General features: G+C 50.3%; 12 protein-coding genes and 1 tRNA gene. 2 read left to right on the forward strand and 11 right to left on the reverse strand.

The window, feature by feature from the left end:
* Positions 1-5 precede the first annotated feature (5 nt).
* The 5 genes from AC1RKC_RS20395 to AC1RKC_RS20415 form a co-directional block, all read right to left on the reverse strand.
* Positions 6-596, reverse strand: coding sequence for a DUF1120 domain-containing protein (locus AC1RKC_RS20395; RefSeq protein ID WP_048760733.1), 591 nt, complete (start codon positions 594-596; stop codon positions 6-8).
* 14 nt (positions 597-610) lie between these two features.
* Entirely contained in the window at positions 611-3,046 is a 2,436-nt protein-coding gene (locus AC1RKC_RS20400) for a fimbria/pilus outer membrane usher protein (RefSeq protein WP_493092750.1), read from the reverse strand.
* Between the two features lie 11 nt (positions 3,047-3,057).
* Positions 3,058-3,756 (reverse strand): fimbria/pilus chaperone family protein, encoded by a 699-nt coding sequence (locus AC1RKC_RS20405; protein WP_020828449.1) that lies wholly within the window; start codon positions 3,754-3,756, stop codon positions 3,058-3,060.
* Between the two features lie 126 nt (positions 3,757-3,882).
* Complete coding sequence (locus tag AC1RKC_RS20410) at positions 3,883-4,578, reverse strand: DUF1120 domain-containing protein (RefSeq protein ID WP_493092743.1); 696 nt, start codon at positions 4,576-4,578, stop codon at positions 3,883-3,885.
* Between the two features lie 205 nt (positions 4,579-4,783).
* Complete coding sequence (locus AC1RKC_RS20415) at positions 4,784-5,476, reverse strand: DUF1120 domain-containing protein (RefSeq protein ID WP_493092742.1); 693 nt, start codon at positions 5,474-5,476, stop codon at positions 4,784-4,786.
* 831 nt (positions 5,477-6,307) lie between these two features.
* Here AC1RKC_RS20415 and AC1RKC_RS20420 point away from each other — a divergent pair.
* Positions 6,308-6,937 (forward strand): helix-turn-helix transcriptional regulator, encoded by a 630-nt coding sequence (locus AC1RKC_RS20420; protein WP_261136587.1) that lies wholly within the window; start codon positions 6,308-6,310, stop codon positions 6,935-6,937.
* 210 nt (positions 6,938-7,147) lie between these two features.
* Complete coding sequence (locus tag AC1RKC_RS20425; protein ID WP_261287227.1) at positions 7,148-7,570, forward strand: hypothetical protein; 423 nt, start codon at positions 7,148-7,150, stop codon at positions 7,568-7,570.
* A 514-nt stretch (positions 7,571-8,084) separates the two neighbouring features.
* Here the strand turns inward: AC1RKC_RS20425 and AC1RKC_RS20430 are convergent.
* The 6 genes from AC1RKC_RS20430 to dsbC all read right to left on the reverse strand — a co-directional run bounded on the left by AC1RKC_RS20430 (position 8,085) and on the right by dsbC (position 15,084).
* Positions 8,085-8,798: a DUF1120 domain-containing protein gene (locus tag AC1RKC_RS20430; protein ID WP_262017163.1), complete on the reverse strand. Its 714-nt coding sequence runs from the start codon at positions 8,796-8,798 to the stop codon at positions 8,085-8,087.
* A gap of 794 nt (positions 8,799-9,592) precedes the next feature.
* Positions 9,593-9,666: transfer RNA gene (locus AC1RKC_RS20435), tRNA-Gly, on the reverse strand.
* Positions 9,667-9,835: 169 nt separating this feature from the next.
* Positions 9,836-11,353 carry a lysine--tRNA ligase gene (gene lysS / locus AC1RKC_RS20440; RefSeq protein WP_020828465.1) on the reverse strand — a complete coding sequence of 506 codons (1,518 nt, stop codon included), beginning with the start codon at positions 11,351-11,353 and terminating at the stop codon, positions 9,836-9,838.
* 9 nt (positions 11,354-11,362) lie between these two features.
* A protein-coding gene (gene prfB / locus AC1RKC_RS20445) for a peptide chain release factor 2 (protein ID WP_104410945.1) occupies positions 11,363-12,461 on the reverse strand; the annotation gives its coding sequence in 2 pieces (ribosomal slippage) (positions 11,363-12,385 and positions 12,387-12,461; 1,098 coding nt in all).
* 166 nt (positions 12,462-12,627) lie between these two features.
* Positions 12,628-14,361 (reverse strand): single-stranded-DNA-specific exonuclease RecJ, encoded by a 1,734-nt coding sequence (gene recJ, locus AC1RKC_RS20450; RefSeq protein ID WP_115058104.1) that lies wholly within the window; start codon positions 14,359-14,361, stop codon positions 12,628-12,630.
* Positions 14,362-14,367: 6 nt separating this feature from the next.
* Positions 14,368-15,084 carry a bifunctional protein-disulfide isomerase/oxidoreductase DsbC gene (gene dsbC, locus AC1RKC_RS20455; RefSeq protein ID WP_261136579.1) on the reverse strand — a complete coding sequence of 239 codons (717 nt, stop codon included), beginning with the start codon at positions 15,082-15,084 and terminating at the stop codon, positions 14,368-14,370.
* Positions 15,085-15,101 lie beyond the last annotated feature (17 nt).

Consider the following 15,101-nt stretch of genomic DNA (forward strand, 5'->3'; position numbering starts at 1 on the left):
GAAAATCAGTCTATCAACTCCAACGTCAGGTGAGCTTCGCTTACCTGACGGGAAGCGATACGGGCGGCACTCTCCGGCATTATGGGTTCAATCTCGACGCGTGCAGTAAAACTTTGCCCTTTGACCAATTGACCATTTTGCACAACAGCAAATACCTTACCGGGTTGCAACATCAAGCTGGATTCGGGTGCGCCATCAAGCAGTCCGGCCTGAGCCGATGATGCAACCTGCACATTCTGCCCATCCAGTTGAAAGTTCAGCAGTCGGATATTAACACTGCCCTGCTCACCGTAGCGTAGATCGCCATTGGCGGCACGATCACCGCGTAGCGCCAAACGCATCGTCTGGCTATAAGGACACACCACATTGAGGATCAGCGTACGCTTGCCTGGCGTCACCGCATTGCTACCCGCCACGTCCTGCAGTTGCCAACGCGATTGGGTACCATAGTCGATTACTGGCGTGCCAGCGGACAAACTGCATCGCGTGTCCACAGGTAAGAATGATTGGGCCTCAGTAATACGGGTATCAATGGCCGAAAATACCGGCTGGCTCATTGTTAACCCCAACACCAGAGCCGTAAAAATTTTTCTCATATCATGTTTTCCTGTCAGCGGCATACTGCATCGGCAGTTTCATACAAGCCGCTGGTGCCAGCCTGTGCCGGTAATGAAAGGGGAAATGAACATATCGTTTTACCGGAAACCTGCACGTCCAGTTTGTTGGATTCAGCCGCATCGGAAATAAATACGCTCCCCTTGTTGCCAACTACGGTGACAAAATTGCCAGCCGCATCAAATACGCTAGCGCCGTAAGGCAAAGGTTTATTCTCGACATCTTTAACATCGACTAACACCCGCCGAGTGCGTATCACATGAAAATCGACATAACTCACTGAACCACGTGCCGCCTCAGTCTCCTGCCAGGCATTGCTGATATCGACATTTTTCGCCAGGCTGCGGGTATCCACCTGAATGGCGGAACGCTTATATCCGCTAAGGGATGGCAGAACAGCATAACCGCGCCCATCAGTCCAAATTGGGCCTGCTGGAGAGTCCAGACGAACACCGGCTTCTTCTCCAACTTTAGCGATGCCGAAAGTATCATTGACACGGTAAGGAGAAAGCGTAATGCCGTGGGGGTGAGCCACAATGGCTCCCGAGGCACGTGCCGACCAAGACGTGTAGTTGTCCGAATCCTGGCTTATGCTGCCGCTTAGCTGGCTGACCGGAGTAACCTTATCGATGCTGCCGGTAGCGGATGTGCGCCGATTGCGGAAATCACGTTCGCTGGAGAGGCTCCATCCCCCATCCTGTTGGCCGCGATCGCTATAACGCATTCCGCCGCGGCTGCCGTTACGTGAGCTGTTATTAAGGTAGCTGCTGATGCTGCGGCTGTCGCCAAATGGGATATTGACCGTGATATACAGGCGAGTTTCCGCATCGCTGTTGCGGCTGCCGGTATCGTGATCCAGGGTGGCACCAAGGTAAACGCGATTAAACTGTTTACTCCAACCGCCGCGTACGTAATTTGTGGCATCGCCAGCAAAGGTGCTGCTGCGGGCCCAAGACAAAGACAGGTTGCCGAGGCTTGCCAGCGACCAACTGATGCCACCGCCATACTGGTTTCTGTTGCGACCGGCAGTATCCAAACTATCGGTTTGCAGTGCATCACTTAAATCTCGATAGCCAGACGTTTGTTGAACGGCATTGACGCTAACCCCAATGCGCTCAGTTAGCTTATGGCTTAACACTGCAGTAGCCGATAGCCCCTTGTTGCCGTGGGTATCGTCCTGCGCGGCAGTGGTTTGCATAGAAAGAAACGTAGCATTAAACAGCTGACTATCCACGCCTACGGCGGCTGCGCGATAAGGTGAAGAACCGAGCAACCCCGCGTTGAGGGCCGTGTAGGGATTAAGCACCCAACCGTTAGCCAGAGTACCGATCAACGGTGCTTCGCTGCTACCTTGCTGATCAAGCTTACCGATGCCAAATGACATTCCTGGAGCAACAGCAGGCCCATTCATCAACAGGGTGGAAGCGGGTACGGAAAACTGGCGCTTCTCACCGTTGCCGCCGGTTACCGTCACTAACAGATCGGAACGGGTATTTAGCAACGAGAACCCCTGCAGGCGAAATGGCCCGGCAGGCACGGTAGTGCTATAAACCAACACGCCAGATTGACGGACTTCCACTACCGATTGACTATCAGCAATACCTTCGACCAATCCCGCTCCACCGCGACTACTTTGCAGGGCGGCCTCCGGGAACACCTGGAACCCCAACACCTGCCCCGTGCCAAACATCGAGTTGGACAAACTAACCTGCCCGGCCTGAAATACCTTTTTAATCCCCGAGAAAGTGCGCTGCGCATAAGCTGCCTGATGCTGCATTTGATCTTTGCCATTGAAACGGGAAAAAGTCTGTTGGCTACGAACAATCCAGTCGCTGATATTAAAGCCGGCCTCCGTCCCCAATTGCATAAAGTTCGTACCCGCAGAGGCTCCGGCAGAATCCATATACTGTGCATCGTAATTCAGCATGCCGGCAAAGCCGCCGTGGTTCCAACTCCCTCTATCCATATCGGGAGCGATCACTGCTTCTGGAGGTAACACCACATCAACCCTAGCCTCGCCCGGTTCAAGGTTCACTTCGGTTTGAGGCCAGGCAGTTTTCAGATCAAAACAGGCGATTTTCTTACTGTAACCAGGTGGTGATATCAGGCCGGCCTCTTTCTGAAAGGCCTCATCGGCACACAACTTTCCGCTCTGATCAAAACGAACTTTAACCTTACCCCGGGCGTTGCCATTAATCGTCAAGGCCACAGTGGATTCACCAGGCAAAAAACGTGGCGACTGACGAAACCACTCGGCAAGCTTAGGATCAATGCCTCGCGCCAACATTGCCTGGTGATCAAACTCAACATCATCCGCTCGTTCATCTGGCACAGCAGCCAACACAGGCGAAGTCGTGGCCAATGCAGCCAACAGAGCCAATGACAGAACTGAAAGTGTTGGCCATACGTTAACGTGATCGTCGTGTCGCATCAGCCCCACCGTCAATGGCTTAATTCAGCATCATAGCTGTTGACGGTATAGCCCCAAGTGGTGGCCGGAGAAATTCGAACCTGCTGACCGACGCCAGCTTTCTTGCCACCGTCAGGTGTAAGCGTGAACGTTTGGCCTGGTAAAACATAACTGTTAGGCAGCATCCAGTGGGTATTATCCGGTAGCGTTGTCACTCCCTGGCCCAGCCGCACTACGTAAGGCGATGGATTATTAACCATTAAGCTGTTGCCACTTTGCTTCCAGACCAGTCGCTTCCAGGGGGCAGGGTCTCTTTCCAATCCTGTTGGACGGATAATAACCGGCAGGTTTTGACGCACTGTCATGCGTACTTCATTTTTACCTTTTTGCTGCGGCGGCACACCTTCAAAAATGACGCGTGTCAGACGTTCAGTTGTCAGCGGCGTTTTGTTGGTCAGAATAAAACGTACGCGCTGGGTTTTACCTGGCTCAACGCGCGCCGCTGGCGGGGTAACACTCACCAGGGTTTCAGGATCATCTTTGATATTTTCCAGCGTGGTCAACAGCAATACCGGAAAGCCATCGGTATTTTTAATGTTAATTGCACCTTCGCCATCATCTTGTTCGACCACCACTACTGAAGTCTCAGGCACCATACCGGTTGCATGGCTGCTGGCAGAAAATAGCAGCAAGGAAACCGCCCCAATATTAAACAGGGAAGAAAGGGTCATTATTTTCACCATTCGTATTAAAAAGGGCCGTTGCTGAGGGTACATCCGATACAGCGGCCAAAGGGGCAAAAAGGCCCCGTCGGAGGGCGGGGCAATGGCCGAGCGCACACGCCCGGCTAAAAGGAGTTAAAGGTAAACAAGCTCGATAGTGGACGACCCGTTTAACTGCACAGGTTTGGTCAGGTCCAAATCGGAAGCTTTATTGATATAGGCTCGTACCGTTACTTTACCGGTGAGTTTTTGGAAGGCGACAGGTTCGGAGGCACCACTGGTAGCCCAAGATACCTGACGAACGGCAGTGTCATTATATAAAACACCCTCGCCGCCTTTTGTCCAAGAGGCTTCGCCAACGTTCTTATAGATACTGTCAACATTCTTGCTATCTACAATCACGCTGCTATCTTCGATTTTGATGACATATCCCCCGATACGATGGGTACCATCAAGCCCCAACCCCACAATAGGCACATTACTTTTGCCAAAGATATTAACCAGACTGGCGCCACCGGCCCCATCGGTAGTCGCCCCCGCCACGGTATTTGGACGGTTATTAGTGGCTTTCAGAGCCACTTTCGCTGGGGCTGCACAACTGATGGAAAGATCCAACTGCTTCTCATCCAAAGCAGTAAATTCGTCCAGCGACAGCGACCCTGCTTTAATTGTGCCGTAATCAATAGTGCCCCCACCGGAGACCATTGGCGTACAGGCCGCAGGCGTAATAGTCCCTATGACCTTTACATCTATACTTGCGGCGAGAACTGGCAGAGAAGTGGCTGCCAATACGGCCAACACACAGAGATTTAATTTTGTCTTATTCATCATAAAATGATTCCTTTCTTCATATCGAAAATATGTATTGCAGGCCAATAAATTAATAATCGCCGCCATCAATCATTATAAAGTCAATATACACAAGAAAATTAACTCAATAAGGAATTGAAATTAAAACCCCATATGGAAGCATCACTAACAATCAACCCACTGAAATATCCTTTTCAGGAAACCAATATCGAGTTGAAAATATACCTTATAGGTACACCAGCTCGATGGTGCTTAAGCCATCCAAAATAACCGGTTTGGTCAGATCCAATTCAGAAGCTTTATTGATATAGGCTTGCACCGTTAAGTTTATGGTTAAGTTTTTGAAGGCCGCAGGCTCTTGGACCATGCCCTGCATCCAAGAAAGCTGACGTTTAACACCAACGCTATAGAGGCTACTATCTTCACCCGTCCACTTCCCTGTACTCCCTCCTCGTGTGATGAATGGAGTAACGCTACCGTCGGCTTTAAGCCCCGTGGCGCTGATCGCGTATCCCCCGATACGTGCTGAGTTACTGAGCCCAAGCCCCACCACTGCAGTTGCTCCACTCACTAAACCACTTACGGGAGAAAGACCTGCACCTGATACCGCATCTTCAGTATCAACGCCAGCCAGCGTATTCGGACGACCATTTTTCGTCTCCAGCGCCAACTTCACCGGTGCATCGCAAGCAATGGTTAAATCCAAATTCTTTCGTTCTAACGTAGTGTAAGCATCCAACGTCAAAGAATCAGATTTGATAATGCCATAATCAACGGTACCATCACTGGTCAACGTAGGAGTACAGCCGGATGGCGTAACGCTACCGGTAACCTTTACTTCTATATCTTTTGCCAACGAAGGCAAAGATGTGATTGTCAACACGGCCAACGCACAAGCGGTTATTTGCATTTTTTTCATTCGGATATTGCTCCTTTTCCCTAAGTAAAATAGCGGATATTTTCGCCAGTCCCATTTGAGGCAGAGTATGACAAGATATTTACAAAGTTAAAAACGAAACCAACACACAAAATCAAATACGATTGAAAACATCAATCTTGTAATACAATCAATTGTTCCTAATGAAAAAAAACATAAAACAGCCATTTTCATGGGATTTAATTCTGATTTTTTTTACTTTTCAGTCTATGAGACCAGAATCATCGTGCTTGCGACATAAAATCACAGAGCCGTCCTGGACTCACCACAGCGGCGTGAACGTGAAAAGTGTCAGATACTGAAGATTCGCCTTACGCCTATTTGTTATTCATATGACTTATGGCGGTTTTGATCCTGCGAGCAATGCGTCTTACTCAGAAAATTGACCTGCACCAATTCAGCAGGCAAGGGCTGTCACGAAAGCCTTTCAAAAGATAATCCATATGCTAACTCAGTAAAGAAAGGGAGTGATTCTTCATGAAATCAATAATAACCACCGAAACCAAGAGATAAAAAACAACAAAATAACAACAAGAAGTCAAATGCAAACCAACGAACAAAACTCCAACCTTGTATTACAAGAAAATCCTTTACGAACTTAATGTCCATCACATAATCCTAAAAAGGATAAAACCTCCGTTTTTTTATTAGAATTAAAATACATAGTCAAACCAAACATAACTAGCGATATAATCGTCAAACAAAGCATAATTCAGACTTATCATTGATAGCTATCACCCCCCCCCCCTGCTAGCCAATGATAACCCTAATACGTGCTGATATGGAAAATAACATTTACTGCTAGGGAAGCTTATGTTCAGAGAATCTATAACCGTATTTTTATCAGATAAAAATCGCTACTTCACACATGGCATCAAATTGGCGTTAGAGAGCTATTTTCGATCAAAGAATGTGAATGTGCGTTTTACTGAAAATGCCTTCGAATACAGAATGGCAGACGTCATCTTCCTGGCGGCCAACCCAAGCGAAAGCACTCTGCCTCATTATCTGTATTCACAGGCAAAAGCTTGCTGCCCGCTGGTTTTCTTGATCGATGATGAACGAATAGCAGCACCAGCTTCCCACTCAAGTGGACGGAAGAAATTCACTCATATCTCTCGCAACAAAAGTGTAGCGACTTTATTAGAAACCTTCGACCGCGTCATATTAGCCAATGTCATTCAAAATAAAAGAAATCGCTGCGATTTTGGTTATGCCTCCCGATTCGCCAGGTTCTCTACCAGAGAGTATGAAGTCATTCATTATCTCTCTTTAGGACTACCCAACATTTTGATTTCACGGAAACTGAATCTGAGCGAAAAAACCATCAGCCAGCATAAACGTAACGCGATGCGAAAGCTGAATTTTAAACGCAATGCCGAGCTGCATTTTTGGCTGCTTTGTGGCGGTTTAAAGGATGTGGGGCGGCATGTTCTGATGTAACTCAAGAACAGGAAAATTCATGATTATTTTCAAACGTCTTTGCTCAAATAATAGACCAAACATGGAAATAAATGCATTTTTCTCTATGCAGTTAACAACGTCACCTATCGGTTTTTCTGATTGTTCAATTAAAAGTAAACGGATAATAGTCAACTCAACAGCAACGCAGCAGAAGGCAGGTCAAAGCAAGTTGAAGGAAAGCAAAAAGTGATGCTAAACCGCGCAACCCTGCTTGGTTCAATCAGCATGTTACTATTATTACTGGCGCTGCTGCCTTCACTTTTGAAAATGATTAACGTGTCTGCTATTCCTGCGGTGTTGAACTCTACTCAAGATGACCGCCCATCGCCTCATACTCCTCCGAGCGAAGACACAGGAGAGCCAAAAGGCGGAAAGCATCAACTGCTGTTAACCGACAACGATACCCTGCCAGAGCAAGCTGAGTTCATAATCAGACGGGGAGAGAATAAGATACTCAGTAAGAGCCTGGCAGATTCACATAAATGCTATTGCGATATATCGGTTGAAAGCGCTTCGGCCAAATTCGATTTTCAAATCATCCAGCAGGAAGTGAAAAAATTTGTCCGTAAAAGAATATTGTCACGTAGAAGGTTGGCAGGTTTGAGTTTTTAGAGTCACTAAAAATATTAAAATAAACAGCATAGAAAGTAGCCCGTATTTTTCAAGTACGGGCATTTATTTGATAAAGTGATATCTGGCAAGTCATCCTATGAACACTTTATGACAGTCGGCGAATCCCCGAGGTAAAAACTGAGCTTCCTATGACTCTATACGAATACGCCCTGTGGCTCCAACGAAAGGAGTGCAATGGGTTTCTTATCGAGGAAGAGGTTTATACTGCCGATCGGCACTTCAAGCTAGCGATGGTTGTACGTAATCTGAAGCGCTTTGGCCAGAATATCGGGTATAGGGCAGTATGGAACGTCACGAGTATACGCGACAATATTCGACGGTTATTACTGGTCTTTAGTGCCACTTACCCTGGAGTGGCACACCTACCAATGGTTTTTCATTCAACGCCAGCGAACCAGTCTTAAACTCTTCAAACCTCAAGCGAAACATCGCTTATAATCAGCCTGATGAAATATCCCCCACCGCAAACCAATACTAAATCGAAAAATATGGCTTACAGATAAACCAGTTCAAGGGTGGTCAAACCGTCCAAGATGACCGGTTTAGTCAGATCCAATTCAGAAGCTTTATTGATATAGGCTTGCACCTTTACTTTACCGGTGAGTTTTTGGAAGGCGGCAGGTTCTTTAATACTCCCGTTCTTCCACGAAAGCTGACGTTTAACACCAATGCTATAGAAGTTATCACTTTCCGCTATACCATAGTATTCTTTCCATTCTCCGGAATTACCCTCGCGGGTGATGAGTTGAGCGTCAGTACCATCGGTTTTAAAAGTCACAGCCGCGGCCATGAGCGCGTAACCTCCTATACGTGCTGAACCACTGACCCCAAGTCCAACAACTGCTGTTGCAGTACTGAGCGCTGAAGCTGCTGGAGAGAGAGCGGCACCAGATATCGCATCTTCAGTAGCAACGCCAGCCAGCGTATTGGGTCGTCCATTTTTTGCCTCCAGCGCCAACTTCACCGGTGCATCGCAAGTAATGGTTAACTCCAAAAATTTTTGCTCTAACGTAGTGTAAGCGTCCAACGTCAAAGAATCAGATTTGATAACTCCATAATCAATAGCACTATTACCAGACAGCGTTGGTGTACAGCCCGATGGGCTAATAGTACCAGCAACCTTTACCTCTATGTCTTTTGCCTGGGAGGGCAAAGATGTAATAGTCAACACGGCCAACGCACAGGCAGTTATATGCATTTTTTTCATTCTGATATTGCTCCTTTTCCTTAAGTGAAGCAGCGAATATTTTCGCCATTCCTATATGAAACAGAGTATGGCAAAACATTTACAAAGTTAAAAATGAAACCAATGCACATAGCTAAATACGATTAAAAACATCAAACCTGTAATACAATTAATTGCTCCAGGAGAAAATAAACACTCAATAGTCAAACTTACAGGATTTAATTCTGATTTTTCTTTTTTTTTAGCCTATGAGGCCAAAAACACTATGCTTGCGACATAAACTCGTCGAGTCGTTCTTAGCTTACGCTAGCTGTACACCTATGAAAAAAATGAGATATTGAGAAATAGCCCTCTTTTAAGTATTAAAAAATATAAAACCTCAACATTGTATTACTATGAAATTACTTTTAGCCATCGCTCTGTTACGTTTCCCATATCCTGGTGCTTATGTTCTCTACGCTGGATGATAGCCTGCCGCCTAATATCACTCAGCACGATGGCATAGATGAACCGACGGGTTTAAGGTACAACAATGGTGGCCTGGCACAGCGAACCGAGCTTAAACCCGTCGGAACGGCACCCGACAAGCATCAAAGCTACGTATAATGTCGCTTAAGGAAAAACACAAAATACGTGGGAAGAGGCTGGCATATTCGCATAAATGCGATTTCACTTATCGGTGTAAACGCTTCGGCCAAATTCAATTTTCAAATCATCCAGCAGGAAGTGAAAAAATTTTTCCGGAAAAGAATACTATCACGTAGAAAGTTGGCAAGTTTGAATTTGGAATCGCTGAAGAGGTGACCAGAAGTGTTTGGAGCGGGTGAAGGGAATCGAACCCTCGTATGCAGCTTGGGAAGCTGCCGTTCTACCATTGAACTACACCCGCATCGGTGTGCGGCAGTCATTATAACCGGTTATCCCTGCCGGGCAAGCGGAGATAGCATGTAACTGCTGATGTTTTAAGCAGTTAGCAGCCATGGGCTTCTTATCCTGCCCCACAGGCAAAAAAAACCGGCGCAGTTACCTGCACCGGTTGATATTTACTCTACGAAACGTTATTTCTGCGGGCGCATGGCCGGGAACAGGATCACGTCACGGATGGTGTGGCTGTTGGTGAACAGCATTACCATACGGTCGATACCGATACCCAGGCCTGCAGTTGGCGGTAAACCGTGCTCCAGCGCAGTGACGTAGTCTTCGTCGTAGAACATGGCTTCATCATCGCCGGCGTCTTTCGCATTAGCCTGGTCAGCGAAACGCTGCGCCTGGTCTTCTGCGTCATTCAGCTCGGAGAAGCCGTTACCGATTTCACGGCCGCCGATAAAGAACTCGAAGCGGTCGGTGATTTCCGGGTTGTTATCATTACGACGTGCCAGCGGGGATACTTCCGCCGGGTATTCAGTAATGAAGGTCGGTTGAATCAGATGGCTTTCCGCCACTTCTTCGAAGATCTCGGTCACTACGCGGCCCAGGCCCCAGCTCTTCTCAACCTTGATGCCAATGGATTCGGCGATAGCCACCGCTTTGCCCATGTCAGCCAGATCGGCCAGATCGGTTTCCGGACGGTATTTTTTGATCGCTTCGGTCATGGTCAGCTTTTCAAACGGCTTACCGAAGTCGAACACTTCATCACCGTACTGTACCTGAGTGTTACCCAGCACTTTCTGGGTCAGGGTACGGAACAGGGATTCGGTCAGTTCGATCAGATCTTTGTAATCCGCGTAAGCCATGTAGAGTTCCATCATGGTGAACTCTGGGTTATGACGCGGAGAAACGCCTTCGTTACGGAAGTTACGGTTGATCTCGAACACACGCTCGAAACCGCCGACGACCAGACGCTTCAGGTACAGCTCTGGCGCGATACGCAGGTACATATCGATGTCCAGCGCATTGTGGTGTGTCACAAACGGACGTGCGGAAGCACCGCCAGGGATCACCTGCATCATAGGAGTTTCGACTTCCATGAAGCCGCGTTCCACCATGAAGTTACGCATTGCCGCCATGATCTGAGAGCGCACCTGGAAGGTCTTGCGCGATTCGTCGTTGGCGATCAGATCCAGATAACGCTGACGGTAACGGGTTTCCTGATCCGCCAGACCATGGAACTTGTCCGGCAGCGGGCGCAGGGCCTTGGTCAGCAGACGCAGTTCGGTGCAGTGGATGGACAGCTCGCCGGTCTTGGTCTTGAACAGCTTGCCGCGCGCGCCAACGATATCGCCCAGGTCCCACTTCTTGAATTGTTCGTTGTAAACGCCTTCCGCCAGATCGTCGCGCGCAACGTACAGCTGGATACGACCGCCAACGTCCTGCAGCGTGACAAATGACGCTTTACCCATGATACGGCGCGTCATCATGCGGCCGGCCACTGTGACTTCTACGCCCAGCGCTTCCAGCTCTTCGTTGTCTTTTTCGCCGTACGCTGCATGCAGCTTGTCTGACGTGTTGTCACGACGAAAATCATTCGGGAACGCAATGCCGTTCTCGCGCAGCGCAGCCAGTTTCTCACGGCGTGACTGCAACTCGTTATTGAGATCCAACGCCTGATCGGCGCCTTGTGGTTGTTGCTCAGACATTTCTGTTCCTTATAACCCGGCTTTCAAACTTGCCTCAATGAATTTATCCAGGTCGCCATCTAATACGGCCTGCGTGTTGCGCGTTTCAACGTTAGTGCGCAAATCCTTGATGCGGGAATCATCCAGCACGTATGAACGGATTTGGCTGCCCCAACCGATGTCCGACTTGTTGTCTTCCATCATCTGTTTATCAGCATTTTTCTTTTGCATCTCAAACTCATACAGCTTGGCACGCAGCTGTTTGAACGCTTGATCCTTGTTCTTATGCTGAGAACGGTCGTTCTGGCACTGCACTACGATGTTGGTCGGCAAGTGGGTAATACGCACCGCCGACTCAGTTTTGTTTACGTGCTGACCACCCGCACCGGAAGCGCGATATACGTCGATACGCAGATCCGCCGGATTGATTTCAATATCAATGTCGTCTTCCACTTCCGGGTAGATAAACACCGAACTGAAGGAGGTATGACGACGGCCACCGGAATCGAACGGGCTCTTGCGTACCAGGCGATGTACGCCGGTTTCAGTACGCAACCAGCCAAACGCATAGTCGCCGATAATCTTGATGGTGGCGGATTTCAGCCCCGCGACGTCGCCGTCAGACTCTTCAATCACTTCCGTTTTAAAGCCTTTGGCTTCGGCCCAACGCAGGTACATGCGCAGCAACATGCTGGCCCAGTCTTGCGCTTCGGTACCGCCGGAGCCTGCCTGGATGTCCAGGTAGCAATCAGCACTGTCGTATTCACCAGAGAACATACGACGAAATTCTAGTTGCTCCAGCTTGGCAGACAGTTGATCAAGCTCAATGACGGCTTCGTTAAAGGTTTCTTCATCGTCGGCTTCCACCGCCAATTCCAGCAGGCCGGTGACATCTTCGCCACCTTGCTCCAGTTGGTCGATGGTTTCAACGATGGCTTCGAGCGCCGCGCGCTCTTTACCCAGCGCCTGTGCGCGCTCGGGTTCGTTCCAGACGTCAGGCTGTTCCAGCTCCGCGTTGACTTCTTCTAGGCGTTCTTTCTTGGCATCATAGTCAAAGATACCCCCTAAGAACGGCAGTCCGCTCGGACAGGTCCTGAATACGGTTTTTTACCGGATTAATTTCAAACATGGTTTTTAGCGTTCTTTTTCGTTAGATGTCGTCGATGGCGAAATGCCATTAGAACCGGTAATTCTATCGGATCCAGGCGTCAGTTTATAGCGAGTTGCTCAGTTTTTGTGGGCAAGAAATGTGGCCGGGGCAAGGCAGGCTAACCCCGGCTAAAGGGAAGTGCGAATCAACGCGGCCAGAGATGCTGAATCAACAGCTGCACGTTGCGGTTGCCGCGAAACTCATTGACGTCGAGTTTGTAAGCCAGTTCGACCTCACGCACGCTGCTGTCTGGCCACAGCGTGGTATCCACGTTGAAGGCGATACCGTCAAGCAGCGGTCCGCCACCGAGCGGCTCGACCATCAGCTTCAGGTGTTTTTCACCCACCAGCCGCTGTTGCAAAATGCGAAACTTGCCGTCAAAGGTCGGCTCGGGGAAAGCCTGCCCCCAGGGGCCGCCCTCACGCAACAGCTCGGCGGTTTCCAGCGAAAGCTCTTGCAAGGCCAGTTCACCGTCAGACCAGATAACCCCTTCCAGCATCGCCGGATCGAGCCATTCTCCGACCAGATCGCCAAAGCGCTGGCGGAACTCGTCGAATTTGGCCTCTTCCAACGACAGTCCGGCCGCCATGGCGTGGCCACCGAACTTCATCATTAGCCCAGGATTGAGCGTATCCAGCCGTTCCAGCGCATCGCGCATGTGCAGACCGGCTATCGAACGGCCGGAGCCTTTCAAAATGCCCTCGCCCGCCGGCGCGAACGCGATCACCGGGCGATGGAAGCGTTCCTTGATGCGTGAAGCCAAAATCCCCACCACGCCCTGATGCCATTCCGGATGGTACATCGCCAGCCCGTACGGCAAGGCGGTGCTGCTGCGTTCCAGTTGGTCGCACAGCTGCAAGGCTTCAACCTGCATGCCTTGCTCAATCTCGCGCCGCGTCAGGTTAAGCGCATCCAGATCGTTCGCCAGCATACGTGCCTGTGCAATATCGTCGCTCAGCAGCAGCGCCACGCCAATCGACATATCGTCCAGTCGCCCGGCAGCATTGAGGCGTGGGCCCAATGCAAAACCAAGATCGTTGGCCGCCAGCTGACGCGCGTCGCGGTTAGCCACTTCCAGCAGCGCACGAATGCCCGGTCTGCACTTGCCGGCGCGAATACGGTTCAGGCCCTGATACACCAAAATACGGTTGTTGGCGTCGAGCGGTACCACGTCGGCAACCGTACCTAGCGCCACCAGATCCAACAGTTCGGCCAGATTTGGCATCGCCAGCGCCCGTTGTTCAAACCAGCCGCTGTCCCGCAGCCGGGCACGCAGCGCCAGCATCAGGTAGAAAGCCACCCCGACGCCAGCCAGGGATTTGGACGGAAACTCGCAGCCGCGTAGGTTCGGGTTGACGATCGCCTCCGCTGCCGGCAGGGTTTCTCCCGGCAGGTGGTGGTCGGTCACCAGCACCTGTATACCTTTAGCGTGCGCCACATCGACGCCCGCGTGGGAAGAGATGCCGTTATCCACGGTCAGGATCAGCTCGGCACCGCGCGTCGCCGCTTGCTCCACCACTTCGGGGCTCAGGCCGTAGCCGTCCTCAAAGCGATTGGGCACCAGATAGTCGACGGCACTGCCACCCATACTGCGCAGCGCCAGCACCGTCAGGGCGGTACTGGTGGCGCCATCAGCGTCGAAATCCCCCACCACCATGATGCGACGATGATCGGCCAATGCCTGTTGCAGGATCCCCACGGCGGTATCAATGCCGTCCAACTGCTGCCAGGGCAGCATGCCTTTGACGCTGCGCTCCAGCTCCTGCTCCGCCTTCACGCCGCGCAGCGCGTATAAACGGCGCAGCAGCGGATGCAGGCTGGCAGGCAAATGGCTGCCGTCCGCCGTTTCACGGCGGCGAAGCTGTGTTTTGATGCTCACCGGCGATTAACCACCGGTTTTAGTTGCGGTCTGATGTGCGTCCAGCATGGCGGCCATCTCTTTCGGTCCCTGATAACCTGGGATCATCATGCCGTTTTCCAAAATGATCGCCGGGGTACCCTGAATGCCGAACTGCACGCCGAGCGCGTAGTGTTTGCTGATGTCGGTTTTACAGGTTGCCGGGGATACTGCGTCGCCTTTCATTGCCTGGTCGAAAGCTTTGGCTTTATCAGCGGTACACCAGATGGACTGCATGTCTTTTTCGGCCTGGGAATTCAACCCCTGACGCGGGAACGCCAGATAGCGGACGGTAATGCCCAGATCGTTATACTCTTTCATCTGCTCGTGAAGCTTGTGGCAATAGCCGCAGGTGATATCGGTAAACACGGTGATCACGTGCTTTTGCTTCGGCGCTTTATAAACGATCATCTGATCTTTCAGCGCTTCCAATTTGCCGGTCAGCAGTTGATTGGTGACGTTGATCGGCTCTTTGCCACTGACGTCGTACAGCGGGCCTTGCAGAATGTGTTTGCCGTCTTCGCTCACGTACAGAACGCCGTTATCGGTCAGCACAGTTTTCAGGCCGTTCACCGGTGAAGGCTGCACGTCCGCCTGCTGAATGCCCAGGCTGCCAAGCGCTTTTTGAATTGCCGCATCGTCGGCATGGGCCGCGCCGGTTACAGAAGCCACCAGCAGAGAGAGCAGCATTAAACCTTTCTTCATTCTTCCAATCCTTTTGA

The sequence above is a fragment of the Serratia sp. GW822-FHT06E05 genome, assembly GCF_058799445.1.

What these genes read in the sequence shown, in the direction of transcription:
- AC1RKC_RS20395 (WP_048760733.1), bottom strand. Translation starts at nt 596, where the DNA reads ATGAGAAAAATTTTTACGGCTCTGGTGTTGGGGTTAACAATGAGCCAG.
- AC1RKC_RS20400 (WP_493092750.1), bottom strand. Translation starts at nt 3,046, where the DNA reads ATGCGACACGACGATCACGTTAACGTATGGCCAACACTTTCAGTTCTG.
- AC1RKC_RS20405 (WP_020828449.1), bottom strand. Translation starts at nt 3,756, where the DNA reads ATGACCCTTTCTTCCCTGTTTAATATTGGGGCGGTTTCCTTGCTGCTA.
- AC1RKC_RS20410 (WP_493092743.1), bottom strand. Translation starts at nt 4,578, where the DNA reads ATGATGAATAAGACAAAATTAAATCTCTGTGTGTTGGCCGTATTGGCA.
- AC1RKC_RS20415 (WP_493092742.1), bottom strand. Translation starts at nt 5,476, where the DNA reads ATGAAAAAAATGCAAATAACCGCTTGTGCGTTGGCCGTGTTGACAATC.
- AC1RKC_RS20420 (WP_261136587.1), top strand. Translation starts at nt 6,308, where the DNA reads ATGTTCAGAGAATCTATAACCGTATTTTTATCAGATAAAAATCGCTAC.
- AC1RKC_RS20425 (WP_261287227.1), top strand. Translation starts at nt 7,148, where the DNA reads ATGCTAAACCGCGCAACCCTGCTTGGTTCAATCAGCATGTTACTATTA.
- AC1RKC_RS20430 (WP_262017163.1), bottom strand. Translation starts at nt 8,798, where the DNA reads ATGAAAAAAATGCATATAACTGCCTGTGCGTTGGCCGTGTTGACTATT.
- lysS (WP_020828465.1), bottom strand. Translation starts at nt 11,353, where the DNA reads ATGTCTGAGCAACAACCACAAGGCGCCGATCAGGCGTTGGATCTCAAT.
- dsbC (WP_261136579.1), bottom strand. Translation starts at nt 15,084, where the DNA reads ATGAAGAAAGGTTTAATGCTGCTCTCTCTGCTGGTGGCTTCTGTAACC.